Origin of the sequence: Roseomonas mucosa ATCC BAA-692, from assembly GCF_000622225.1 — a bacterium.
Classification (GTDB): Bacteria; Pseudomonadota; Alphaproteobacteria; order Acetobacterales; family Acetobacteraceae; genus Roseomonas; species Roseomonas mucosa.
The window spans coordinates 428603-451639 of sequence record NZ_JHWD01000001.1; the positions used below are offsets into that span (position 1 = coordinate 428603).

Sequence of the window (23037 nt, forward strand, 5' to 3'; positions counted from 1 at the left end):
CACGGCGGCGGCGACCTCCCGCAAGCAGGTCAGCAAGCTCAAGAAGCGCCTCTCCGTCCTGCCGGAGGAGGCGCAGGAGGAGCTGGAGCCGCTGCTCGACGCCTACGCCATGATGCTGGGTGAATCTCGCCTCCTGCGCGGCGCCCGCAAGCGCATCGAGGCCGGCCTGCTCTCCGCGGAAACGGCGGTGGCCGACGAGGCGGAAGCCATCGCCGCCGCCATCCTGGCCGCCAAGGACGACGACAAGCCCGGCCTGCGCCGCCGTGCCGGCGAGGTGCGCGAGATCGCCCGCCGCCTGACCCGCAACCTGACGCAGACCGGCTTTCGCTCCTTCAAGGACGTGCCCGCCGGCTCGATCCTGGTGGCGCAGGAGCTGACCCCAGCCGATGCGGCGCTGATCGACCCTTCCCGCATCGCCGGCGTGGCCACCGAGGAAGGCGGCGCCGACGGCCATACCGCCATCATGCTGCGCGCCCTGGGCATCCCCTCCGTGCTGGGCTGCGAGGGGCTGACCGAGGCAGCGCGCCGCGACGATCTCTGCGTGCTGGACGGCGGCGCCGGCACGGTGGTGGTCCGCCCCAACGAGAAGTCCCTGGCCTTGGGGCGCGAGGCCCTGGCCGGCTATGCGCGCGAGCGCACCCGGCTGAACAAGCTGCGCCGCCTGCCCTCCGTCACCACGGATGGGGAGGAGGTGGACCTCCAGGCCAACATGGAGATCCCGGCCGAGCTGCCGCTGATCGCCGGCGCGGGCGCGCACGGCATCGGCCTGCTGCGCACCGAGTTCCTCTTCATGAACCGCGACGTGCCGCCCGACGAGGAGGCGCATTTCGAGGTCTATCGCCAGATCGTCGAAAGCATCGCGGGCGACGGCGTGACCATCCGCGTCCTCGACTGGGGCGGCGAGAAGGACATGGAGGCCCTCGCCCAGACCATCGACTTCGCCCAGGGCGGCGCCAACCCGGCGCTCGGCCTGCGCGGTATCCGCATGCTACTGCGGCGGCCGGAGATCCTGGAGGTGCAGTTCGCCGCCATCCTACGCGTCGCCGCCCTCGGCCCGGTGCGGGTCCTGCTGCCCATGGTCACCGTGCCGCAGGAGGTGCGCCAGGCCCGCGAGATCTACGAGCGCGTGGCCAAGCGCCTGCGCCGCCGCGGCAACATCGCCCTGCCGGACAAGCTGCCGCCGCTGGGCGCGATGATCGAGACGCCTGGCGCCGCCCTGGCCGCCGACGCCATCGCGCTGGAGGCCGATTTCTTCGCCATCGGCACCAACGACCTCGCCATGTACACGCTGGCGGTGGACCGCGCGGAGGCGGAGGTTTCGCATCTCTACGACCCGCTGCACCCGGCGGTGCTCCGGCTGATCCAGTTCTCCACCGAGGCGGCGCTGCGGCTGCGGATGCCGGTCTCGGTCTGTGGCGAGATGGCGGGAAATCCCCGCCTGGTGCCGCTGCTGCTGGGCCTCGGCCTGCGGAGCCTGTCGATGAACGCCTCCGCCGTGCCCAGGGTGAAGCAGGCCGTGCGGGCGCTGAACATCGACGACTGCGCCCGCTTCGCCCGCCGGGTCATGGAGCAGTCGGACCCGGGCCGCATCCAGGAGCTGGTGCTGAACTTCGAGGAAGGCGCCGACTGGCGAAGCTGAGGCTCGGCCGCTTCAACGGCCCCTTCGGCGCCGGCAAGGTCTGCGTCACCCGCACCTTCAAGCCGGCCAGGATCGCTTGCACCGCGCCGATCAGCGCCACCATCAGCCTCTGGCCCACGTCGCCCCCCCACACGGGACGGCTGCGGCCGGGCGCGGGTGGGGGAGCGCCCCGGCACCGCACCGGGGGCCTGTCTTCGGCTCTTCACGGACACCCCATGCCGGGAGGGGCGCTTCGTGCTTCCCAAATCCCTTCGCATAACATAAAGATATCTTGATACCTGACCAGGGCCGGTTCCGCCGGTGCCCTGGCCCGCCCACAAGCCGGAGTCCCGGACGACCCATGCCCGATACCCACGTGCCCGCCACCGACTACAAGGTCCGCGACATCACCCTGGCCGACTGGGGCCGCAAGGAACTGGCGATGGCCGAGGACGAGATGCCCGGCCTGATGGCGCTACGCCACGAGTTCGGCACCGAGAAGCCGCTGAAGGGCGCCCGCATCTCCGGCTGCCTGCACATGACGGTGCAGACCGCCGTGCTGATCGAGACGCTGACCGCGCTCGGCGCCGAGGTCCGCTGGTCCTCCTGCAACATCTTCTCCACCCAGGACCATGCCGCGGCCGCCATCGCCGCCACCGGCGTGCCCGTCTTCGCCGTGAAGGGCGAGACGCTGGAGGAATACTGGGACTACGTGTACCGCACGCTCGACTGGAACGGCGACGTGCCGAACATGCTGCTGGACGACGGCGGCGACATGACGCTGCTGGTCCATTACGGCCTGCGCGCCGAGAAGGGCGACACCGCCTTCCTCGACAAGGCCAGCAACGAAGAGGAGACCGTCTTCTTCGCGCTGATCCGGAAGCTGGTCGCCGAGAAGCCGGGCTGGTTCGCGAAGCTCGCTGCCTCGATCAAGGGCGTCTCCGAGGAGACGACGACGGGCGTGCATCGCCTCTACACCATGGCCAAGGAAGGCAAGCTGCTCTTCCCCGCCATCAATGTGAACGACAGCGTCACCAAGTCGAAGTTCGACAACCTCTACGGCTGCCGCGAGTCCCTGGTGGACGGCATCCGCCGCGGCACGGACGTGATGATGTCCGGCAAGATCGCCTGCGTCGCCGGCTATGGCGACGTGGGCAAGGGCTCGGCCGCTTCGCTGCGCAACGCCGGCTGCCGCGTCATGGTCACCGAGATCGACCCGATCTGCGCGCTGCAGGCGGCGATGGAGGGCTATGAGGTCGTGACCATGGAGGATGCCGCGCCGCGCGCCGACATCTTCGTCACCGCCACGGGCAATGTGGACGTCATCACCATCGACCACATGCGCGCGATGAAGCACCGCGCCATCGTCTGCAACATCGGCCACTTCGACAGCGAGATCCAGGTCGCCGCGCTGAAGAACCTGAAGTGGAGCAACGTGAAGCCGCAAGTGGACGAGATCACCTTCCCGGATGGCAAGGCGATCACGCTGCTCTCCGAAGGCCGCCTCGTGAACCTCGGCAACGCCACCGGCCACCCGAGCTTCGTGATGAGCGCCTCCTTCACCAACCAGACGCTGGCGCAGATCGAGCTCTGGACCAATGGCGCGAAGTACGAGAAGCAGGTCTACACCCTGCCCAAGCACCTGGACGAGAAGGTCGCGGCCCTGCATCTGGAGAAGGTCGGCGCCAAGCTGACGGTGCTGAGCCAGCAGCAGGCCGACTACATCGGCGTGCCGCAGGCCGGCCCCTTCAAGGCCGAGCAGTACCGCTACTGAGGAACCTCACCCGGGGGGAAGAGGGCCGTGGCGGGCCGCTTGCCGGGCATGGTGCCCGGCAGCGCGGGCCCCACCGCCACGGAGGCCATCCGCAAGATGGCCTTCCCCGGGACCATTCGCGAGAGGCCCGGCAGGACACTGCCGGGCCTCGCCGCATATGGCCTGGGCACATCACCCTGGCATGGCGTCGGCAGGTATCCCCGCGGTCGGGTGCGCCGCCCCGGTCACGAGATCCAGCAGCCTCCGCGCCGCGCCGCTGTAGCGCCGCTCCCGATGGCTCAGGACGTGGTAGGCACGCTCCGGCAGCGGGAAGGGCAATTGCTGCAACAGCCCCGCCTCCAGGCTGGGCGCCGCCACCGAGGCGGAGATCACCGTCGCGCCCATGCCCGCCTCGACCGCCGCCCGGACCGCCTCGTTGGACGGCAGTTCCAGCGCCACGCGCAGGCGTTCCCGCAGGCCGGCTCCGGTCAGCAGCGCCTCGAAGGCCGACCGGGTGCCGGAACCGGGCTCGCGCAACACCCACTCCCCCTCCGCCACCAGCCCGGCCAGATCCCCCGGCAAGGCGCCGGTCCAGGGATGTCCGGGCGCCACCACCAGCACGAGCTGGTCGGTGGCCACGTCGCGGCTGGCGAGTGCGGAATCCTCCACGCGCCCCTCGACGAAGCCCAGCTCCGCCAGCCCGTCATGCACCGCGGCGGCCACCTGCGCCGTATTGCCGATCCCCAGGCGGATCTCGATGCCCGGATAGGCGCGCCGGAAGGCCACCAGATACCGCGGCAGCCAGTAGCTGGCGATGGTCTGGCTCGCCTGCACGGTCAGCACGCCTCGCTCCAGCCCTCCCAGTTCCGCCAGGACACGTTCCGCCGTCTCCGCCCGGGCCAGCACGGCGCGGGCCTCGGCCAGGAAGATCCGTCCCGCCCCCGTCAGGGTGATGCCGCGCCCGAGCCGGTCGAACAGCCGTACGCCATGGCGCGCCTCCAGCGTCGCCACCGCCGCGCTGGCAGCCGACTGGGCGATGTGCAGCGCTTCCGCCGCCCGGGTGACGTGCTGGCGCTCGGCCACGGCCACGAAGACACGCAGCTGCTCCAGCGTCATCGCGCCCTCTCGTTCCTTGGCCGGGCCGCATGATACGGCAGCGCAGCATGAATGCCACCGCCGCTACGCGGGCTTGCGGCGGCCTCCCGTGACGCGTGGAGGGTCCAGCCGCCCTCCGCCTCAACCCGCGGCGCCGGCCGGCGCCGCGGGCTGGCAGCTCCCCCCGCCACGCTTGAACACCTGCAGCCCGTCCACCACGGCGATCTGGCGGTAGAGCGCCCAGACCGCCGCGAAATCCGGGTCGGCCTGTGCGAGGACGCTGGGATAGTTGATGTCCTCCGCCCCGCGGCGGCTGTCCACCACCACCAGGTCCGGGCAGCCCCGGATGAAGTCCTGCGCCACCCAGAGATGGATCGGCCATTCCGCCGGTGGCCGTCCGTCCAGCCTTGCCCGCCACAGCTCACCCCGCAGCGCCCACATGGAATCGAAGCGGCTCGCCCAGGTGACGCCGGTGTCGTCCACGATCGGGAAGCCCAGCCCGATCCACTCGGAGAAGGCCACATAGGTCCGGGCCTTCTCCTGCCGGATCAGGCGCTCCAGCTTCACCTCGGTGGAAAGCTCCGGCTCCATCGCGAGCACCAGCCGGTCCTGCAGCCGTCCGGCCAGGCTCTGCGCCTGGATCGCCAGGGGCATCAGCGCCACCAGCATCAGCACGGGAAAGCGCCAGCCCGGGAGGCCGCCGCAGCGGCGCAGGGCCGCCGCCTCCGCGCACCAGTAGATGAGGGACAGCGTCACCACGATCGAGGCCGGAATCCGGTGGTAGAACCAGTTCTTGCCGTCCAGGAACATCACCGCCGTGGCCGTGACGGCAAAGCCCGACAGCACCGCCATCACCCGCCGTGCCGTGCTGCCGCGCGGCGTCGTGAAGGTCAGGGCAACGGCCAGAATGACGCCGACCATCAGGCGCCAGGAATCCGCCAGCAAGGACAGGAAGCCGGCATCGGTGCCGCCATAAAGGGTCAGGGCGAGCGGCACCGCGCGATCGACGAAGCTGGGATAGAGGAACAGGATGGCCGCGGCATAGAGCCCCGCGACGCCGAAGGCGACAAAGGGCGACAGGCGAAGACGGAAGCCGCGCTGAAGCCAGCCCACCAGTTCCACCACCCCCAGGCAGAGCAGGTAGCGGGGCTTCAGCGCCGCGCCCAGACCCGCCAGCACGGCGTTGCCGGTGGCCATGCGCCAGCCAGTGGCCCGGCCTTCCAGGGAGCGGATCAGGATCGCCAGATGCGGCAGCACGGCGATGGTCAGCAGGTGCTCGCGCTGCCCGAACTCGATCCCCGGCATCAGGATCAGGACGCAGGCGATGGCCGCGAAGGTGGCGGGCAGGCAACGGAAGGCCGGCCCCAGCCCCAGCAGCAGCCGTGCCGTCGTCCAGGCGGAGCCCAGGGCGGCGCCCGCGAAAAGGAGCAGGGCCAGGGGCTTCGCGGAGACGCCCAGCATGTCGCCGGCCAGCACCGGGATGGCGCTGATCCAGACGATCAGCGGCGGATTGACCTCGATGACATCGACATAGAGGCGCTTCCCCTTCAGCCACTGCCGCGCCACCCAGAGCAGCCAGGCGATGTCGTCCTTCATGGGCGTGCGCAGCAGCACGAAGAGCATCAGCCCAAGGGCCGCCAGCACCAGCGCTGCACAGATCAGCCCGGTGCGCGTGCCACTGCGGAGGAAGGTGGGGCGGGGGGAAAGACCGCCGGGGTATTCCGGTCCGGGTTGTCCGGGCAGGCTGTAGTTCAAGCGGCTTCGTCCCCTTCGGGTGACGGATGCCTGCCGGCCCCGCGGCTGTACCGTGAACCTTCTGCCTTCCCGCCACCCCGGTTGCTTTCCGGTGCCATTCGGCGTCTTGCCGTCATGGAAAGCGGCAGGTTCTTACAGTCGCGCCCCGAACACAATTATCCGTGAGGCATCTTCTCTCAGTGCAGGGTGGGGCGCGGTTCTGAGAGACTGTTTCCAACACTTAGGGGTTGCTTTCCTGGGATTCTTTCGCTCATGAAGAGCAAAGAACTCGCATGACTTGCGCCCTGTGCTAGCCGCTCCACGGCTGCCCAACCCCCTCCGGGTCATTCTCCACCAGTTTCGGCCCCGTCCGCATGGATTCGCGCAGGCCTGACGACGTCGTGGCCGGGGAAGCTGGCTTGCGAATCACGCCATCGGGATCGGCCGTCCCGGTTTCCGGCATCACGAAGAGCACCAGCAGGAACGACAGCAGGCCGACGACGGCCAACAGGCCGAACGCAGCGCCGGAACCGAACCATGTCGCGGTCGCGCCTGCCACCGTCGTGCTGAGCGTTCCGCCAATGCCCACCGCAAGGCCGAAGATGCCCATGCACAGATTGAAGCGGTTCGTGCCCCGCGTCAGGTCCGCCGAAAGCAGCGGCAGCAGCACGCCCAGCGCCGCGGCGCTGACGCCGTCCAGGGCCTGGACCAGGATCAGGACCTTGGGGTCGGACACGACGGCGAGGAGCAGGCCGCGCAGGGGCAACGCGGCGAAGCCGATCATCAGGGCCACACGCCTGCCGCGCCGTTCGGCCAGCCGCCCGATCCAGGGAGAGATCGCCGCCACCACGAGCTGTGGCGCGACGATGCAGGCGGCGATGATGAGGTTGGCCTCGTCGCCGCTGTTGCGGGTCACTTCCGAACCGGCCAGCGGCAGCATGGCGGCATTCGCCAGGGTGAAGAGCAGGCAGCAGCCGGAGAAGATCAGGACGCCCCGGTTGCGGAGCAGCGTCATCAGGCCGCCCTGCCCCTTCGATGCCTGTTCCCGCTGGACCACCGTGACAAGGTCGGCCTGCCGGATCATGGCCAGGGCGATCAGGCTGGGAATGGCCAAGGCCGCCGTCAGCCAGAAGACCGCCGCGCTGGAGATGTAGGTGCCCGCCAAACCCAGCAGCCCGGCGGCCGCGCCGTTGCCGATGGCGGCGAAGCGGGCGTTGCGGCCCAGGCGCTCCCCCAGCGCCATGCGTCCGACCAGTGCCAGGCTGATGGCCGCGATGGCGGGCGCCAGGACGCAGCTGGCGATGCCGTGCAGAACCTCGGACAGCATCACCGGGAGCTGGCGCGGCTCCACCGCCACCAGCAGCAGGGCGCTGACGGGCATGCAAAGGATGGCGACCAGGGCCGCCAGCTTCTTGCGCGGCGTGGCATCCACCAGCGCCCCGGCGGGAAGCTGGCTGACCATGGCGGTGAAGGTGCCGACGCTGAGCGCCATGCCGATCTCGAACTCGGTCCAGGCCTGGGCGCTCAGATAGACGGCGATGAAGGGACCGAAGCCGGTCTGGATGTTCGCGACAAAGAAATTGAGCAGGTCGAGCCCGCGCGCGCTGCGCGCCGACCCGGTCAGACCGGATGCCATGGGCGCTTAATCCGGCTTGCCGCCGGGGGTTGCGGGGGCCGGCGCGGAGGGTGGCGATTGTGGCGCCAGGGTCGTGCCGGGGGCGGCCAAGGCCGGCCGGGGCGTGGGCGTCACGGCCCCGGGGCTGGTGGTGCCGCCCTGGACGGCGTCTCCCCCGGAGCTGCCGCTCCCCGTGTCATGGCCCTTCGCGTCGCCTCTCCCGGCCTCGCCTTTCCGGGTGGCGCCATTCTGGGTGGCATCATTCTGGGTGCCACTTTCCTGGGCGCCACCTTCCTGGGCGCCCGTCCCATGGGGAAGGTTGCCCGGTGGGGCATTGTCCTGCGCGCCATCGCGCTGCGTGCCATCGCGCTGGGGGGCGTTGCCCGCGGGGGCGGCGCCCTGTGCGCCGCTGCCTTGGGGAAGGTTCCCCGGAGGAGCGTTGTCCTGCGCGCCCGTGGCCTGTGGGACGCTGCTCGCGGGAGCATTGTCCGGGGCTGGGGCGGCTGATGGAGGAGTGTTCGCCGAGGCCGGATCAGGCGGGGCGGCGGGAGCCTGGGCGGGCGCGGGCTGAGTGGTCCCCGCCGGGGCGGGGGCCGCCTCGGGCGCGGGCTGGGCAGCGGATCCGGGAACGGCCTCGGCGGGGGCGGCGGGAGTTTCCGGCGGAGGGGCGGCGGCGAGGATGGGTTTGCCTTCCACGAAATCCGGGAAGCCCTTCAGCTGGTCGCGGGTCAGCAGGAAGGTGATGCCGTCCGGCGTGAAGGAAAGGGTTTCCCAGGTCACGGCGATGCGGCGGCGGCCGACGCCGAGGAAACCGCCATAGTCGAGGATCGCGGCCCGGGGCTCGCCGGCCTCGTTGACCAGGACGTTGACGATCTGGGCGACCACGGTGCCGGAGGCGCTCTTCACGTCGCGGCCGAAGACGCGGAGCGTGTCGGTGGCGGGCAGCATCTGCTGGGTGGCCAGCGGCGGGGGCGGCGGGTCGGCGGCTTGGGCGGGGGCAAGCGGGACGGAGGACAGCATGGCCGCCGAAAGCAGGCCGGCCGGGAGAAGGACCCGCGGGACCAGGGCTCCGGGGAGCCGGGGGGCGGGGCGGGCTTTCGGCATGCGGTGGGCTCCGGCATGGGGGCGGGACAGCGATCGCGGCGGGGTCATCCCGAGAAGCCTCCGGCGTCCAGGAAAGCCTGTTCCTCCGGCGTGGTTGCACGGCCCAGAACGGCGTTGCGATGGGGGAAGCGGCCGAAGCGACGGATGATGTCGTCGTGCAGCCGCGCCCAGTGGAGCGAATGGGTGTCGCCCGTCTGCTCCGCATGATGGGCGAAGAGCTGGACGGAGCGGGCTTGGTCGCGCGGGTCCTCCGAATGCTCGAAGGGAAGGTAGAGGAAGGGGCGGAGCACGGGCTCGGTCGCCTGGTCGTGGCCGCGGGCGATGGCGAGGTTCGCGGTGGCCAGGGCCAGCGGGTCGGTGGCGAAGGCGTGGGCGGAGCCGCGGTAGAGGTTCCGCGGGATCTGGTCGGTCAGCAGGATGAAGGCCAGGGCGGTGTCCGGGGCCTCGGTCCAGGGCGCGACGGGACCGCGCGAGGCTTCGAGGTGCAGCGCCTCGAAGCGATGGCGGCAGGCGGCGTCGAAGCCGTCATCCTTGGCGAACCAGCGTTCGGGACCGGCCTCGCGCCAGAAGGCGAGGAGGGATTCGGCGTGTTCGGCGGTCATCGGGGGCCTCCCCTGCCCTGTTCGGAAGGCTGGACGCCAGCGTCCAGCCCGCTCGGGATGGGTGGGGAGGCCCGCCGGGTCAATGGCGGAAGTGCCGCATGCCGGTGAGGACCATCGCCAGCCCGGCCTCGTCGGCGGCGGCGATGACCTCGTTGTCGCGCATCGAGCCACCGGGCTGGATCACCGCCGTGGCGCCTGCCGCCGCCGCGGCCTGGAGGCCGTCGGCGAAGGGGAAGAAGGCGTCGGAGGCGACCACGGAACCATCTGCCAAGCCTTTGGGGGCGAGCGGGGTGGCGAGGCCGGCGGCCTTGGCGGCTTCCTCGGACTTCCAGGCGGCGATGCGGGCGCTGTCCACGCGGCTCATCTGGCCGGCGCCGATGCCGACGGTGGCGCCATCCTTGGCATAGACGATGGCGTTGCTCTTCACATGCTTGCAGACGCGGAAGGCGAAGAGCAGGTCGGCCAGTTCCTGATCGGTCGGGGCGCGCTTCGTGACCACCTTGAGATCGGCCTGGGTGATGCGGCCGGCGTCGCGGGACTGGGCGAGGAAGCCGCCGCTGACGGAGCGGATGAGGGTGCCGGGGGCCGCCGGGTCAGGCAGGCCGCCGGTGAGGAGGAGACGCAGGTTCTTCTTGCGGGCGAAGATCGCCTTGGCCTCGTCCGAGGCGTCGGGGGCGATGACGACCTCGGTGAAGATGGCCGCGATCCTTTCCGCCGCCGCGGCGTCGAGCGGGCGGTTGGCGGCGACGATGCCGCCGAAGGCGGAGACGGGATCGCAGCGGAGCGCCTTGTCCCAGGCCTCGGCCAGGTTGGAGCCCAGGGCGACGCCGCAGGGGTTGGCGTGCTTGACGATGACGATGGCGGGGCCGTCGAGCTCGGCCACGGCCTCGTAGGCGGCGTCCGTGTCGTTCAGGTTGTTGTAGGAGAGTTCCTTGCCCTGGACCTGCCGCGCCGTGGCGATGCCGGGGCGGTTCGTGCCGTCGATGTAGAAGGCGGCGCGCTGGTGCGGGTTCTCGCCATAGCGCAGCGTCTGCTTCAGCGTGCCGGCGGTGCTGAGGCGGTTGGGGAATTCCTCGCCTTCCTGGCGGGCGAACCAGGCGGCGATGGCGGCGTCATAGGCGGCGGTGCGGGCATAGGCGGCGGCAGCCAGCTTCCGCCGCAGGGCCAGGGTGGTGCCGCCGGAGGACAGGGCCCCGGCGACTTCCGTGTACTGGGCCGGGGAGGTCAGGACGGCGACGTGGTCGTGGTTCTTGGCGGCGGAGCGGATCATGGCCGGGCCGCCGATGTCGATGTTCTCGATGCAGTCCTCGAAAGGCGCGCCTTTCGCGACGGTGGCCTCGAAGGGGTAGAGGTCCACGCAGACGAGGTCGATCGGAGCGATGTTGTGCCGGTCGGCCTGGGCCTGATGTTCCGGCAGGTCGCGGCGGAAAAGGATGCCGCCATGGACCTGGGGCACCAGCGTCTTCACGCGGCCATCGAGGATTTCCGGGAAGCCGGTGTGGTCGCTGACATCCTTAACGGCCAAGCCGGCAGCGCGGATGGCGGCGGCGGTGCCGCCGGTGGAAAGGAGTTCGGCCCCGTGGGCGACGAGGGCGCGGGCGAAGTCGATCAGCCCCCCCTTGTCGGAGACGGAGAGAAGGGCACGGCGGATCGGGAGGGCATCGCTCATGCCGCGCGGATTAGGCGCGGGCTGGCCCCGGCCGCAAGGGGAATGGGCGCAGGGCGGGTATCCGCCGGGTTCGGAGATGGGGGTGGTCATGGCCAGGCGTGGCGCAGGCGGTTGGGGAGGCGGGCGCAGCCAGCGGCGGCGCGGTGGAGGGCGGCGAGGGTTTTCAGCAGGTCACGATAGGCGGTGAGGGTGCCGTAGCGCGTTGGAAAGGGCGGGATTTTTGTCTGGCGCAGGGTTTCGGACAAATCCGGGTCCGGGAGGAGCCAGGGCGGGCCCGGGAGGGCGGAGCGGAGGCCGAGGCGGCGGGCGAGGAGGATGAGGCGCAGGCCGAGGATGCGGTAGGCGCGGCGGGCGGCGCGGCAGATGCGGTGCTCGATGGCGCGGAGGGGGTGATTGGGGTGGGTTTCGGCCAGGAGGGTGAGGAGGCGGGTCCAGAGGCCGTTGTGGGTGAGGCGGCGGAAGTAGCGGGAGATGGTGGCGGGGTTGCCGTAGTGGGGCGGGAGGGCACGCCAGGGGTCGGGGGTGAGGGCGAGGTGGAAGATGGCGTCCATGCGGAGGCGGAGGTCGGCGATGGGGCGGCCGGCGGGGGAGCGCGGGAGGATGTGGGGGAGTAGGGCGAGCCACTCGTCGTCGGTGAGGGGGCGGAAGGGTTGGGGTGGGGAGAGGCGGGGGGGGGGCATGGGGGGTCGTCGTCGGTGAGGGGGCGGAAGGGTTGGGGTGGGGAGAGGCGGGAGGAGGGCATGGGCGGGAGTGTAGCATGGGGGTGGGAAATAGGCAAGTTTTCCTATGAAAATGAAAGCCCTCTCGCCCCACACACGATTAGTAAGGTCCGTCGATCTCCATAACTCGATGCATCTCTAACTCTCGCCTATCGCATAATACGTGGAATCCTGTCTTGTATTTTTTTGCGCATTTTTGTTTTGCTTTTGCAACAAACGAATCGAATCTCGGATATTTGCTGCATATCATAAGGAATGCGACGCGCTTTTCGAGCAGGGGCCTAATCGCATCATGCTCGGCAGTGGCAAGAAGTTGTTCGCAACCATGTTCAACGTCCCCCCCTTTTAATTCAATTAACACCGATGAGCTGCCTATCTCTGAAACCAAGTAATCGCATTTTATTTCTTCACTGCCGTCAATAAGACATCCGTCAATTTCAACAATTTTATGTGGTTTTCTTTCTGGATTTTTGAAGGTTGCTTGCCTTTTGTTCTCTTTAACTGAAACAAGAGGAAACTTGTTCGTTTTGATGCACTGCTTGGACATAAGCTAGATTTCCGCTTCAATACGCAAAAGTTTGGAAAAATCCCTTGAGATGTCTTCGGAGATCTGATCTAGATAGCGACCATCAATCAGTGAGTCTTCATCAAGTAGCGATCTAAGCTTGCCGTCTTCTATGGCAAAAGCAGAGAGTTGCTTGTCATTCAACCAACATTCTCTCGGTACAACGTCATTGATTTCTTGATTTTTCTTTTTTCGTCGCGCTAGTTGGCCGGCTTTAAGAAATACATTGAGTTTGCCCATTATGTATGGGCTGTGTGTGGTGATGATTAAGCATCTTTTGCTTTTGTCTGGTGTTACCGAACCAATTAGAAATTCCATTAACAAGCTTTGTGCTGATGGAAACAAATGTGCTTCAGGTTCCTCAATGTATATCAACTCACGAGGTCCTCGAGGTACTTTTACGCCTGCTTCCTGACGGTAGGAATCCATTTCATTAAAATAGTCTATCAATGACCACATTGGCAGAAGTTCTTGTTGGCCGCTTGAGAGCGAACTGAATGGGATTTTTCTTCCATCTTGGGTTTCAACGAATTCCAGATCATCTTTAAAGTTTAGCTCTCCCCCAAAGAAATTTTCCATAAAAACGCGGCGTTTTTCTAAAAAATCAGGACCAAGGCGGTGCAGCCTAGATACATATCTGCGCGAATTTCTATCTCTGATGGTGGCGAATAGACGCGCAAATTTAATAGTGACGGGATCTAAATTTCCGGCTTGCTCAAAGCCGGCGACCAAGCGGCCAATGCTGGTAAAAAATGCTCTGCCAGCAGGAATAAATGTTTGTTGAGCAAAGTAGTCGTTTTTAAGTTCTGTCAAAAGGCGACGGCTAACAATGTCCCTAATTCTCCAAAATTGATCAAGGAAACGAGTTGCCTGTGCGCTAGATTTGATTTCATCATCACTATTTGTCCTGGATTTCTCAAATAGGGTGAGAGCTGAGCTATAAAAATCCGCAAACCACTCCGAAAATGTGATGGAAATTTCATCACTGACTCGCCCTTTGCTGCGGCGGCGCAATATTCTGGCGGTGAAGTCGCCGGCTGCGTAATTTATAGTGAATCTTTCCTGCCCCCATGCGGAAGGAGGAAACCATAGGGAAAACTGCTTTGCTAAAGATTTTTTGAAATCCTCGATAGATTCACCCTTCTCAGCGGACTGTATGGAATTAACAATAATGTCGTTGCAGAAATATAAAACTTTCGTGGTGACACTTTTGCCACTACCTTGAGGCCCAATAATTATATTGACGGGCGCTAATTGCAAGTTAGCGTCCTTGATACAAGAAAAATCAGAAATATTTACGGAGACCATCTGAGCTTCCTCAGTAATGTTGGAAGATTTGAATAGACTGCCGGCTACTTATCGCTTGGTAGTGAATAAAAAATCCCGGGAGGTGCAGGAACCTCAGGTTCCTGCCGGGGTGCAGGGGCAGGGCCCCTGCGCTGCGACGCCCGACCCTCAGGCCCCGACCAGGGTTTCCGCGATGCTCTGGAAGAGGGGCAGGCCGTCCTCGCCGCCGGTGAGGGGATCCGCGTAGTTCTCGGGGTGGGGCATCATGCCGAGGATGCGGAGATTGGGGGAGAGGATGCCGGCGATGTCGCGGACGGCGCCGTTGCGGTTGCGGTCGGCGTAGCGGAAGGCGACGAGGCCCTCGCCCTCCAGCCGGTCCAGCGTCGCGTCATCGGCGAAGTAGTTGCCGTCGCCATGGGCCATGGGGGCGCGGAAGGTTTCGCCCTGCTGCCAGCGGGCGGTGTAGGGGGTGCCGGCGCGTTCGACGCGCAGGACGCAATCCATGGAGAGGAAGCGGAGGCCGGCGTTGCGGAGGAGGGCGCCGGGGAGGAGGCCGGCCTCGGTGAGGATCTGGAAGCCGTTGCAGACGCCCAGGACGTGGCCGCCCCTGGCCGCGAAGTCCTTGATGGACTGCATGATGGGGGACTGGGCGGCCATGGCGCCGCAGCGGAGGTAGTCCCCATGGGAGAAGCCGCCGGGGAGGACGACGAGGTCGAGGCCCGGGGGGAGGGCGTGCTCGCCATGCCAGAGCATCAGGGGCTCGTGGCCCGAGGCGCGCCTGAGGGCGAGGGCCATGTCGCGCTCGCGGTTGGTGCCGGGGAAGACGACGATGGCGGCCTTCATGGGGGGTGCCTTTCCGTGGAGGTCAGTTCTGCCAGAGCTTCAGGTAGTGCAGGCCGCCCATCAGGACGATGGTGAGGCAGGCGGCGATGGCGGCGGCGGTGACCCAGCGGTCGAGGGTGCGCTTGCCTTCCCGGAGGAGGGAGGGGCGGCGGGCGCGGCGGGGCCGTGCCGTGGGCTGGGGCGGTGGGGCGGGGGGGTGGTGGCGTTCCCGCCAGCGCAGGGTCATGGCGACGAGGACGGTGAGGCCCAGCATGAGGAGGAGGGAGGCCTTGATCATGCGAGCGGGGCCCCGCCAAAGGGATGACCCATGGGGTGGGGGCGCGGCATGGGCGGGGTTCCCTCCGCCGCTCTCCCCCTGGGGATCACGCGGGGGAGACCTCGACGCGGAAGCTCTCGATGACGGTGTTGGCGAGGAGCTTGCGGGCCATGTCCTCGGCCTGGGCCTTGGCCTTGTCCGGGTCGGTCTCGGTCAGGTCGAGTTCGATGACCTTGCCGGCGCGGACGTCGTGGACGGCGTCGTAGCCCAGGTTGGCGAGGGCGTGGGCGATGGCCTTGCCCTGGGGATCGAGGACGCCCTGCTTGGGCATGACGGTCACGCGGGCTTTCACGGGGTGGGGTCTCCCAAGGGGGTGTGTGGGGTGGGCGGGTGAGGGCCTGGCGGGGCCGTCACTGCATCAGTTCGGGGCCCTTGAGGTCGCGGACGCCGGCCTCGGGGAGGATGCCGAGGCGGCGGGCGACTTCCTGGTAGCCTTCCTCGACCTTGCCGAGGTCGCGGCGGAAGCGGTCCTTGTCCATCTTCTCGCCGGTCTTGCTGTCCCAGAGGCGGCAATTGTCGGGGGAGATCTCGTCGGCGAGGACGATGCGGACCTCCTCGTTCTCGTAGAAGCGGCCGAATTCGAGCTTGAGGTCCACGAGGACGATGCCGATGCCGAGGAAGAGGCCGGTGAGGAAGTCGTTCACGCGCAGGGCGAGCTGGACCATGTCGTCCAGGTCCTGGGTGGAGGCCCAGCCGAAGCAGGTGATGTGCTCCTCGGAGACCATGGGGTCCTGGAGGGCGTCGTTCTTGTAGTAGTACTCGATGATCGAGCGGGGGAGGCGCTGGCCTTCCTGGATGCCGAGGCGGGTGGAGAGGGAGCCGGCGGCGACGTTGCGGACCACCAGTTCGAGGGGGATGATCTCGACCTCCCGGATCAGCTGCTCGCGCATGTTCAGGCGGCGGATGAAGTGGGTGGGGATGCCGATGTCGGAGAGGCGCGTCATCAGGTATTCGCTGATGCGGTTGTTGAGCACGCCCTTGCCGGTGATGATGCCTTTCTTCGCGCCGTTGGCGGCGGAGGCGTCATCCTTGAAGTACTGGACGAGGGTGCCCGGTTCCGGACCTTCGAAGAGGATCTTCGCCTTGCCTTCGTAGAGTTGCCGCCGTCGGGCCATCGTCAATCGTCGTCCAGAAATCCGTCGTGGCCGCCGGACCATGGGTCGTGGGGGACCGGGGTCGGGCAGCCTGTGGTGGGTGGGTATAGCAGGGGGTGGGGGGTTCTTCCACCGCCCAGGGTGTGCCGGCTGACCCGCGTGGCCGTGAGGGCGGCTGGTCTTGAAGCGGGCGGCCTCCCGGTCGGCCTGCCGCGCCGTGGTCCGGGCGGGCGTGGTCGCCGCGTGAACGGCCATTGTCAACTTTTGCGACGGTGCTTGTCAACGGAAGCGGCGATGGGTCGTTAACACGGGCACAGGCGGACGGGCCGGAGTGCCCGGTTGGACAACGCCGCAGATGGACAAGGAGAGCGCGCATGCGGGGCAGTCTTATGAACGGCATCGGTGGTTTCGCGGTGGCGGCGGGGCTGGTGCTGGGATCGGCGGGTTTCGTGCCTGCGGCGATGGCGCAGACGGGGACCAGCTCGCAGGGCACGATCGGGACGCCGACGATGCCGGGTGGCGGCGGATCGACCATGGCGCAGGGCACGCCCGGGGCCACGACGGGGACGACCCCGGGTACGACCCCGGGTACGACCTCTGGGACCACGCCCGGGACGGCGACGCCGATGACCGCGCCGCGGCCGGCGGGCGAGGCGGGTTCCAGGCCGCAGGCTTCGGGGACGCCGGTGACGACGACGCCGGAAGCCGGGGCGAACAGCTTTACCGAGGGGCAGGCCCAGAGCCGGATCGAGGCGGCGGGCTACTCGCATGTTTCGGAGCTGAAGAAGGATGATGCGGGTGTCTGGCGCGGCAAGGCCACGCGGAACGGGCAGACCGTGGATGTGGGGCTGGATTTCCGCGGCAACGTGGTGACGGGCGCCGCTTCCGCCACGCGCTGAGGCCGGCGTCCCGTGGTCGTTCCCGCAGGGGCCGTTCCCGCGGGGATGGCCGCGGAGGGTGCGGCGGCAGGGCGGCGGATGACGAGAGAACGAAACGAGAGGAACGCGAACCATGGCTATGCGGACCATTACCCGGCTTTTCGACACCCGCGACCACGCGATGGCGGCGGTGCGGGACTTGGAGGCTGCGGGCTTCCGGCATGAGGATGTGAGCATCCTCGCCAACAATGCCGAGGGCCAGCGGAGTGATGTTGCCACGGCGCCCGGGGGGCGTGCCGGGGACCACACGGATACTGCGGAGAACGCCGAGTCCGGGACCGGGATCGGTGCCACGCTGGGGACGGTACTGGGTGGCGGCGCGGGGCTCGCGGCCGGGCTTGGGGCCTTGGCGATTCCGGGCGTGGGGCCCGTGGTGGCGGCGGGCTGGCTGGTGGCGACGCTGACCGGGGCCGGCGCTGGTGCTGCGGCTGGCGGGTTGCTGGGCGCGCTGACGGGGGCCGGGGTGAGCGAGAACGAGGCCGGGACCTATGCCGAGGGCGTGCGGCGGGGCGGGACGCTGGTGACGGTGCGGAGCGAGGATGCGCGCATCGACGAGGCGGAGCGGATCATGGCCAGTCACGGGCCGGTCGATGTCGCCACGCGGGAGGCGGATTACCGCGCGGGTGGCTGGAGCGGGTATCGGGACGACGACCTGAACACGCTGGAATCCGGGCGCGGGACGGGTTCGGCGCCGGATGGCACGGCTGGGAACCCGCCCGGCACGGCGGCGACGCGGGCGGCGGATCGCGCGGCGGGGACCAATCTGAGCGGGGCCTATCCGGGGCAGTCGGACGGCACGCCGGAGAACCCGAAGGGAACGATGGCTAGCCGGGGCTTCGACAAGGCCACGGGTTCGAACACCAGCGGGACCAATCCGGACGGGACGCGGCGCTGAGGCCGGCTCGTCCGGGATGACCGGCTGATAGGGCCGAGGAAGGGGCGGGCGGTTCGGTCCGCTTCCTTCCGGGCCGTGTCGCACGCGGGTTGCTTTCGGAAGCCGGGGTGTTCCTGTCTGCCTTGGCGAGACGCGGAAACCCCTGTCAGTGCGGTGAGGGTTGGGAGACTCGCGGTGCCGGTGCGGCGCCGCGGGTCTTTTCGTGCGCGCTGCGGTCAGGCGCCCTGGCTGGCGAAGACGCGGGCCAGGGTGGCCCGGACGTGGCGGAAGTCCTTGGCCGGGTCCATGGCGGCGTCGAGGGTCGCGGCATCGAGCGTGGCGGAAACCTCGGGGTCGGCGAGGAGCTCGTCGCGGAAGGAGCGGCCGTTCGGGGTGCCCAGCGCGGTCCAGGTGGCCATGGCGGCGCGCTGGACGGCGGCGTAGGAGGCCTCGCGGCTCATGCCGGCCTGGGTGAGGGCGAGCAGGACCTTCTGGCTGTGGACGACGCCGCCCAGGGCTTCGAGGTTGCGCTTCATCTGGTCGGGATAGACGGTCAGCTTGTCCATCATCGAGGTGGCGCGGGCCAGGGCGAAGTCCAGGGTGATGGTGGCATCGGGGCCGATGAAGCGCTCGACGCTGCTGTGGCTGATGTCGCGCTCGTGCCAGAGGGCGACGTTCTCCAGGGCCGGGGTGGCGTAGCCGCGGATGACGCGGGCGAGGCCGGTGAGGTTCTCGCTCAGCACCGGATTGCGCTTGTGGGGCATCGCGGAGGAGCCCTTCTGGCCGGGGTGGAAGTATTCCTCGGCCTCCCGCACCTCGCTGCGCTGGAGGTGGCGGACCTCGGTGGCCAGGCGTTCGATGGCGCTCGCCGTGATGGCCAGGGCGCAGAAGAAGGCGGCGTGGCGGTCGCGGGGGATGACCTGGGTGGAGACGGGCTCGGCGCGCAGGCCGAGGCGGGTGGCGACGAATTCCTCCACGCGCGGATCCACCGAGGCGAAGGTGCCGACGGGGCCGGAGATGGCGCAGGTCGCGACCTCGTCGCGGGCGGCGGCCAAGCGCTTGCGGCAGCGGGCGAATTCGGCCCAGTGGCCGGCGAGCTTGATGCCGAAAGTGGTGGGTTCGGCATGGATGCCGTGGCTGCGGCCGATGGTGGGGGTCAGCGCGTGTTCCTCGGCCCGGCGCTGCAGGGCGGCGAGGAGGGCGTCCATGTCGGCCAGGAGCAGGTCGGCGGCGCGGGTGAGCTGCACGTTCAGGCAGGTGTCGAGCACGTCCGAGGAGGTCATGCCCTGGTGCATGAAGCGGGCCTCGGGGCCGATGCCCTCGCCCAGCCAAGTGAGGAAGGCGATGACGTCGTGGCGGGTGACGCGCTCGATCTCGTCGATGTGCCCGACATCGGCGGCGGTGATCTCGGCGGTGCGCTGGTCGCCCTTCTCGCGGATCACGCGCGCGGCCTCGGCCGGGATGGTGCCGAGGTTGCCCATGGCCTCGGCCGCCAGGGCCTCGATCTCGAACCAGATCTTGTAGCGGGTCTCGGGCGACCAGATCGCGGTCATCTCGGGGCGGGCGTAGCGCGGGACCATGGCGGGGAACTCCTGAACGGCGCGGTCCCCCTGGCGCGAGGGGGGCGGGTTCGTCAAGGGAAAGCGGTGCGGGGCTGGGGTGCGAGGGGGTGCGGGGGCCGGGGCTCTACCGGGTGTGGCGGGCCGGTTGTTTAATCGGGCCTCCCGCAACGGATGATGGGCGGCGCCAGGCTGGCCCCAGGGAGCATCCATGTCGCTGACCGAGCTTCTCGTTCCCACCTACAGGCAGATGCTTCGCATGCTGGGCGGCCTGCTGGACAAGGCGCAGCGGCAGATGCCGGGGCAGGCGGAGGCCTTCCTCTCGGCGCGGCTGGCGGCCGACATGTATCCCCTGGCGACGCAGTTGAGGTTCGCGGCGCTCCAGGCGCAGGAGGCGGTCTTCCGGCTGCGGGGGGAGCCGATGCCGCCTTCGCTGGACGAGTTGGCGGCCGAGGGGCGTCATGCCGGTGAGGTGCCTGGGCTGATCTCGGATGCCCGGAAGCGGATCGATGAGGCCCTGTCGCTTCTGGATGGCCTGGCCCCGGACGCGCTCGATGCCGGAGCCGGATTGCCGATCGCCATCGAGCTTCCCGGGGGTATCGCCTTCGACATGACGGGCGAACGGTATGCCCGCGACTGGGCGCTGCCCCAGTTCTATTTCCACGTCATCACCGCCTACGCGATTCTCCGGAGCCAGGGCGTCGAGATCGGGAAGGCCGACTACGTGCCTCACATATTCGCCTACCTCCGGCCGGGGCCTGCGGCGGGGGTCTGATCGCGAAGGGGTTCCTGCCGGCCCGGGGCGGCCGGCTGCCCGCCACGTCCGGCGCTGTCCCAGGAGGCTCCGCCCGCGGAACGGGGGCGGCGGGACGCAGGCGCGCGTGCCGACATCGGGGGCGATGCGGATGCGGCCGCGCAGGGCGCCGGGCTGGAAGTGTTGCATGGGCCGCCCCGCACTCCGCACAAGGCAGGCAAAACCAGATCGTGCAGGCGTGAGGGTCCGCCGGGGTCGTTTCTTGCGCTACAAGGTCATGAGAAGCAACGAAACGCACAAGAGCTGGTGTCCATGACCATCCCCGACATCCGAGTGACCCGCACCCAGGCGCCGAAGCAACGCCCCGACGATGCCGAGCTGAGCTTCGGCAAGGTCATGACCGACCACATGTTCCTGATGGACTACGAGGAGGGGAAGGGCTGGCACGACCCGCGCATCGTTCCCTATGGGCCGCTGAGCATGGACCCCGCGACCTCCGTCCTGCATTACGGGCAGACGGTGTTCGATGGGTTGAAGGCCTTTCGCGGCCAGGACGGGACGGTGCGCCTGTTCCGTGCGCAGCGGCATGCCGAGCGGCTGAACAGGTCCTGCGCCGCGCTCTGCATCCCGCCGATGGACCCGGAGCTGATCCGCCGGTCCTTCGAGGAACTGGTGGCGGTGGACCATGACTGGGTGCCGCGCCGGGCCGGGACGTCGCTGTATATCCGGCCGACCGTGGTGGCGACGGAGGTGCAGCTCGGCGTGCATCCGGCGCACCGGCTGACCTATTTCGTGATCTGCTCCCCGGTCGGCGCCTACTACAAGGAAGGCATGAAGCCGGTGAGGATCCTGGCCACGGACAAGTATGTCCGTGCGGTGCGGGGCGGGCTGGGCGAGGCCAAGACGGCGGCCAACTACGCCGCCTCCCTCGCCGCCGCGCAGGATGCCGAGGCGCAGGGCTATACCCAGGTGCTGTGGCTGGATGGCGTGGAGCGGCGCTATCTCGACGAGGTGGGCACCATGAACATCATGGTGAAGATCGGCGACGAGGTGATCACCCCGCCGCTGGCCGGCACCATCCTGGACGGCGTGACGCGGAACTCGATCCTGACCCTGCTGCGCGACTGGGGCGTGAAGGCCAGCGAGCGGCCGGTCACCATCGACGAGGTGATGCAGGCGGGCCGCGACGGCACGCTGCGGGAGATGTGGGGCACCGGCACCGCCGCCGTGGTCTCGCCGGTCGGGCTGCTGGGCTACAAGGGCGAGAAGGTGGTCATCAACGGCGGTGAGACCGGGCCGCTGACGCAGAAGCTGTACGAGGCGATCGTGGCGATCCAGTACGGCACCGCGCCGGATGCCCATGGCTGGACGAGCGAGGTGAAGGTGCCGGCGGAGGCGTCGTAAGGCGCTTCAGTTCGGGCGTTGCGCTGTTCCGGGGGGAAGGCGCTGCCTTTCCCCCCGGCCCCCCATCCGCCAGGACGCTGCGCGCCCTGGACCCGGTTCGTTGGCGCTTGCCGCGGCCGGATCTCGCCGGAGAGCCATGCTCTCCGGCGGGCTGCCGGTGCCGCGAGTGCGGGCAGGGTGTTTTTCCATTTTCGGGGCCTCATTGATCCACCTGCGCTCAGGGGTCAGGCCCGGGACCGGCCTTGCAGCGCAGTGCCAGCGAAAGGCGGGGTCTGGGGAGGCGGCGCCTCCCCAGGGAGCCGCTCAGCGCCAGCCGAGGGCGGGGGCGATGTGCTTCAGGATGCCCTCGATGACATGGGCGCAGTACTCGACGCCGAGCTGGTTGGGGATGGTCAGCAGCAGGGTGTCGGCCTCGGCGATGGCCTCGTCCTCCCGGAGCTGGGCGATCAGGGCCTCGGGTTCGGCGGTGTAGCCGCGGCCGAAGATGGCGCGGGTGTTGCCGCCGAGGAGGCCGATCTGGTCCTGCTCCTTGCCGCCACGGCCGAAATACTCGCGGTCCCGGTCGTCGAGCAGGGGGAAGATGCTGCGGCTGACGGAAACGCGGGGGGTGTGGCTGTGGCCGGCTTCCTTCCAGGCCTCGCGGTAGAGGCGGATCTGCCCGGCCTGCTGGATGTGGAAGGGCTCGCCGGTCTCGTCGTCCTTGAGGGTGGAGCTTTGCAGGTTCATGCCGAACTTCGCCGCCCAGGCGGCGGTGGCGTTGGAGCCGGAGCCCCACCAGATGCGCTCGCGCAGGCCCTCGGAGAAGGGTTCCAGGCGCAGCAGGCCGGGCGGGTTGGGAAACATCGGGCGCGGGTTGGGGCGGGCGAAGCCCTGGCCCTTCAGCACTTCGAGGAAGACCTCGGCGTGGCGGCGGCCCAGCTCGGCATCCGTCTCGCCCTCGGCGGGGGCATAGCCGAAGTGGCGCCAGCCATCGATCACCTGCTCGGGCGAGCCGCGGCTGAGGCCGAGCTGGAGGCGGCCGCCGGAGATCAGGTCGGCGGCGCCGGCATCCTCCGCCATGTAGAGCGGGTTCTCGTAGCGCATGTCGATGACGGCGGTGCCGAGTTCGATCCGCTTCGTCCGCGCGCCCATGGCGGCGAGCAGCGGGAAGGGGGAGGCGAGCTGGCGGGCGAAGTGGTGGACGCGGACATAGGCGCCGTCCGCGCCCAGCTCCTCGGCCGCGACGGCGAGGTCGATGGATTGCAGGAGCGCGTCGGCGGCGGTGCGGGTGCCGGAATGCGGCGAGGGCGTCCAGTGGCCGAAGGAGAGGAAGCCGATCTTCTTCATGGGTTCAGGTCGTCCGGCGGGGCGGGACGGGGCGCGCCCCTTGCGTGAGGGTGGTCTGGCCGGGCGCCGCGGCGGGGCCGGGCCGGTTGCCGGGGATATGGGATGGGCGGCGCGGCGCGGCCATCACTGCGGGTGATGACCGTCATGGGGATGAATCGTCCCCGGGGG

At 68.6% G+C, this 23037-nt stretch carries 21 protein-coding genes; 6 read left to right on the forward strand and 15 right to left on the reverse strand.

Features of this window, described 5'->3' with window-relative positions; all coding sequences use genetic code 11:
• Together ptsP and ahcY are read left to right on the forward strand one after the other, a co-directional pair.
• Nucleotides 1-1639 (forward strand): phosphoenolpyruvate--protein phosphotransferase (ptsP, locus tag BT98_RS22905; RefSeq protein WP_211254373.1); only part of this gene is annotated, 1639 nt, incomplete at its 5' end.
• Nucleotides 1640-1979: 340 nt separating this feature from the next.
• Entirely contained in the window at nucleotides 1980-3392 is a 1413-nt protein-coding gene (ahcY, locus tag BT98_RS0102065; protein ID WP_019461826.1) for an adenosylhomocysteinase, read from the forward strand.
• Nucleotides 3393-3563: 171 nt separating this feature from the next.
• Here ahcY and BT98_RS0102075 read toward each other — a convergent pair whose 3' ends face one another.
• The 13 genes from BT98_RS0102075 to purC form a co-directional block, all read right to left on the reverse strand.
• A complete protein-coding gene (locus tag BT98_RS0102075) occupies nucleotides 3564-4487 on the reverse strand; it encodes a LysR family transcriptional regulator (protein ID WP_019461828.1) in 924 nt (307 codons plus the stop codon).
• A 120-nt stretch (nucleotides 4488-4607) separates the two neighbouring features.
• A complete protein-coding gene (locus BT98_RS0102080; RefSeq protein ID WP_019461829.1) occupies nucleotides 4608-6221 on the reverse strand; it encodes a hypothetical protein in 1614 nt (537 codons plus the stop codon).
• 289 nt (nucleotides 6222-6510) lie between these two features.
• Nucleotides 6511-7836 (reverse strand): MFS transporter, encoded by a 1326-nt coding sequence (locus BT98_RS0102085; RefSeq protein ID WP_019461830.1) that lies wholly within the window; start codon nucleotides 7834-7836, stop codon nucleotides 6511-6513.
• A 6-nt stretch (nucleotides 7837-7842) separates the two neighbouring features.
• On the reverse strand, nucleotides 7843-8835 hold the full coding sequence (locus tag BT98_RS25860; protein WP_162175643.1) for a PRC-barrel domain-containing protein: 993 nt from the start codon (nucleotides 8833-8835) through the stop codon (nucleotides 7843-7845).
• Between the two features lie 128 nt (nucleotides 8836-8963).
• On the reverse strand, nucleotides 8964-9521 hold the full coding sequence (locus BT98_RS0102095; RefSeq protein WP_019461832.1) for a DUF924 family protein: 558 nt from the start codon (nucleotides 9519-9521) through the stop codon (nucleotides 8964-8966).
• A 79-nt stretch (nucleotides 9522-9600) separates the two neighbouring features.
• Nucleotides 9601-11190 (reverse strand): bifunctional phosphoribosylaminoimidazolecarboxamide formyltransferase/IMP cyclohydrolase, encoded by a 1590-nt coding sequence (gene purH, locus BT98_RS0102100; protein ID WP_019461833.1) that lies wholly within the window; start codon nucleotides 11188-11190, stop codon nucleotides 9601-9603.
• 86 nt (nucleotides 11191-11276) lie between these two features.
• On the reverse strand, nucleotides 11277-11870 hold the full coding sequence (locus BT98_RS28345; RefSeq protein WP_081798513.1) for a transposase: 594 nt from the start codon (nucleotides 11868-11870) through the stop codon (nucleotides 11277-11279).
• A gap of 139 nt (nucleotides 11871-12009) precedes the next feature.
• Nucleotides 12010-12456: a hypothetical protein gene (locus BT98_RS27095; RefSeq protein WP_147292445.1), complete on the reverse strand. Its 447-nt coding sequence runs from the start codon at nucleotides 12454-12456 to the stop codon at nucleotides 12010-12012.
• Between the two features lie 3 nt (nucleotides 12457-12459).
• A complete protein-coding gene (locus BT98_RS26450) occupies nucleotides 12460-13782 on the reverse strand; it encodes an AAA family ATPase (RefSeq protein WP_081798521.1) in 1323 nt (440 codons plus the stop codon).
• 147 nt (nucleotides 13783-13929) lie between these two features.
• On the reverse strand, nucleotides 13930-14604 hold the full coding sequence (purQ, locus tag BT98_RS0102110; protein ID WP_027297138.1) for a phosphoribosylformylglycinamidine synthase subunit PurQ: 675 nt from the start codon (nucleotides 14602-14604) through the stop codon (nucleotides 13930-13932).
• A gap of 22 nt (nucleotides 14605-14626) precedes the next feature.
• A complete protein-coding gene (locus BT98_RS0102115) occupies nucleotides 14627-14881 on the reverse strand; it encodes a hypothetical protein (RefSeq protein ID WP_027297139.1) in 255 nt (84 codons plus the stop codon).
• An 85-nt stretch (nucleotides 14882-14966) separates the two neighbouring features.
• Complete coding sequence (gene purS, locus BT98_RS0102120; protein ID WP_026033446.1) at nucleotides 14967-15212, reverse strand: phosphoribosylformylglycinamidine synthase subunit PurS; 246 nt, start codon at nucleotides 15210-15212, stop codon at nucleotides 14967-14969.
• 58 nt (nucleotides 15213-15270) lie between these two features.
• Nucleotides 15271-16035 (reverse strand): phosphoribosylaminoimidazolesuccinocarboxamide synthase, encoded by a 765-nt coding sequence (gene purC / locus BT98_RS0102125; RefSeq protein WP_019462504.1) that lies wholly within the window; start codon nucleotides 16033-16035, stop codon nucleotides 15271-15273.
• 353 nt (nucleotides 16036-16388) lie between these two features.
• Here purC and BT98_RS25865 point away from each other — a divergent pair, with 353 nt between their 5' ends.
• Together BT98_RS25865 and BT98_RS22920 are read left to right on the forward strand one after the other, a co-directional pair.
• Complete coding sequence (locus BT98_RS25865) at nucleotides 16389-16913, forward strand: PepSY domain-containing protein (protein ID WP_202801224.1); 525 nt, start codon at nucleotides 16389-16391, stop codon at nucleotides 16911-16913.
• 112 nt (nucleotides 16914-17025) lie between these two features.
• Entirely contained in the window at nucleotides 17026-17847 is an 822-nt protein-coding gene (locus BT98_RS22920; RefSeq protein ID WP_174978048.1) for a hypothetical protein, read from the forward strand.
• Nucleotides 17848-18062: 215 nt separating this feature from the next.
• Here BT98_RS22920 and purB read toward each other — a convergent pair whose 3' ends face one another.
• Nucleotides 18063-19406 carry an adenylosuccinate lyase gene (gene purB, locus BT98_RS0102140; protein WP_019462501.1) on the reverse strand — a complete coding sequence of 448 codons (1344 nt, stop codon included), beginning with the start codon at nucleotides 19404-19406 and terminating at the stop codon, nucleotides 18063-18065.
• Nucleotides 19407-19596: 190 nt separating this feature from the next.
• Between purB and BT98_RS0102145 the strand changes: the two genes are divergently transcribed.
• Nucleotides 19597-20160 (forward strand): DUF1993 domain-containing protein, encoded by a 564-nt coding sequence (locus BT98_RS0102145; protein ID WP_019462500.1) that lies wholly within the window; start codon nucleotides 19597-19599, stop codon nucleotides 20158-20160.
• Nucleotides 20161-20451: 291 nt separating this feature from the next.
• Complete coding sequence (locus BT98_RS0102150; protein ID WP_019462499.1) at nucleotides 20452-21543, forward strand: branched-chain amino acid aminotransferase; 1092 nt, start codon at nucleotides 20452-20454, stop codon at nucleotides 21541-21543.
• A gap of 303 nt (nucleotides 21544-21846) precedes the next feature.
• Here the strand turns inward: BT98_RS0102150 and BT98_RS0102155 are convergent, their stop codons facing one another.
• On the reverse strand, nucleotides 21847-22869 hold the full coding sequence (locus tag BT98_RS0102155) for an LLM class flavin-dependent oxidoreductase (RefSeq protein ID WP_019462498.1): 1023 nt from the start codon (nucleotides 22867-22869) through the stop codon (nucleotides 21847-21849).
• Between the last annotated feature and the right edge of the window lie 168 nt (nucleotides 22870-23037).

Bases quoted from the DNA above. Each gene is read 5' to 3' on its own strand.
- ahcY (WP_019461826.1), top strand. From the start codon at position 1,980: ATGCCCGATACCCACGTGCCCGCCACCGACTACAAGGTCCGCGACATC.
- BT98_RS0102075 (WP_019461828.1), bottom strand. From the start codon at position 4,487: ATGACGCTGGAGCAGCTGCGTGTCTTCGTGGCCGTGGCCGAGCGCCAG.
- BT98_RS0102085 (WP_019461830.1), bottom strand. From the start codon at position 7,836: ATGGCATCCGGTCTGACCGGGTCGGCGCGCAGCGCGCGCGGGCTCGAC.
- BT98_RS25860 (WP_162175643.1), bottom strand. From the start codon at position 8,835: ATGCTGTCCTCCGTCCCGCTTGCCCCCGCCCAAGCCGCCGACCCGCCG.
- BT98_RS0102095 (WP_019461832.1), bottom strand. From the start codon at position 9,521: ATGACCGCCGAACACGCCGAATCCCTCCTCGCCTTCTGGCGCGAGGCC.
- purH (WP_019461833.1), bottom strand. From the start codon at position 11,190: ATGAGCGATGCCCTCCCGATCCGCCGTGCCCTTCTCTCCGTCTCCGAC.
- BT98_RS28345 (WP_081798513.1), bottom strand. From the start codon at position 11,870: ATGCCCCCCCCCCGCCTCTCCCCACCCCAACCCTTCCGCCCCCTCACC.
- BT98_RS27095 (WP_147292445.1), bottom strand. From the start codon at position 12,456: ATGTCCAAGCAGTGCATCAAAACGAACAAGTTTCCTCTTGTTTCAGTT.
- BT98_RS26450 (WP_081798521.1), bottom strand. From the start codon at position 13,782: ATGGTCTCCGTAAATATTTCTGATTTTTCTTGTATCAAGGACGCTAAC.
- purQ (WP_027297138.1), bottom strand. From the start codon at position 14,604: ATGAAGGCCGCCATCGTCGTCTTCCCCGGCACCAACCGCGAGCGCGAC.
- BT98_RS0102115 (WP_027297139.1), bottom strand. From the start codon at position 14,881: ATGATCAAGGCCTCCCTCCTCCTCATGCTGGGCCTCACCGTCCTCGTC.
- purC (WP_019462504.1), bottom strand. From the start codon at position 16,035: ATGGCCCGACGGCGGCAACTCTACGAAGGCAAGGCGAAGATCCTCTTC.
- BT98_RS25865 (WP_202801224.1), top strand. From the start codon at position 16,389: ATGCGGGGCAGTCTTATGAACGGCATCGGTGGTTTCGCGGTGGCGGCG.
- BT98_RS22920 (WP_174978048.1), top strand. From the start codon at position 17,026: ATGGCTATGCGGACCATTACCCGGCTTTTCGACACCCGCGACCACGCG.
- purB (WP_019462501.1), bottom strand. From the start codon at position 19,406: ATGGTCCCGCGCTACGCCCGCCCCGAGATGACCGCGATCTGGTCGCCC.
- BT98_RS0102145 (WP_019462500.1), top strand. From the start codon at position 19,597: ATGTCGCTGACCGAGCTTCTCGTTCCCACCTACAGGCAGATGCTTCGC.
- BT98_RS0102150 (WP_019462499.1), top strand. From the start codon at position 20,452: ATGACCATCCCCGACATCCGAGTGACCCGCACCCAGGCGCCGAAGCAA.
- BT98_RS0102155 (WP_019462498.1), bottom strand. From the start codon at position 22,869: ATGAAGAAGATCGGCTTCCTCTCCTTCGGCCACTGGACGCCCTCGCCG.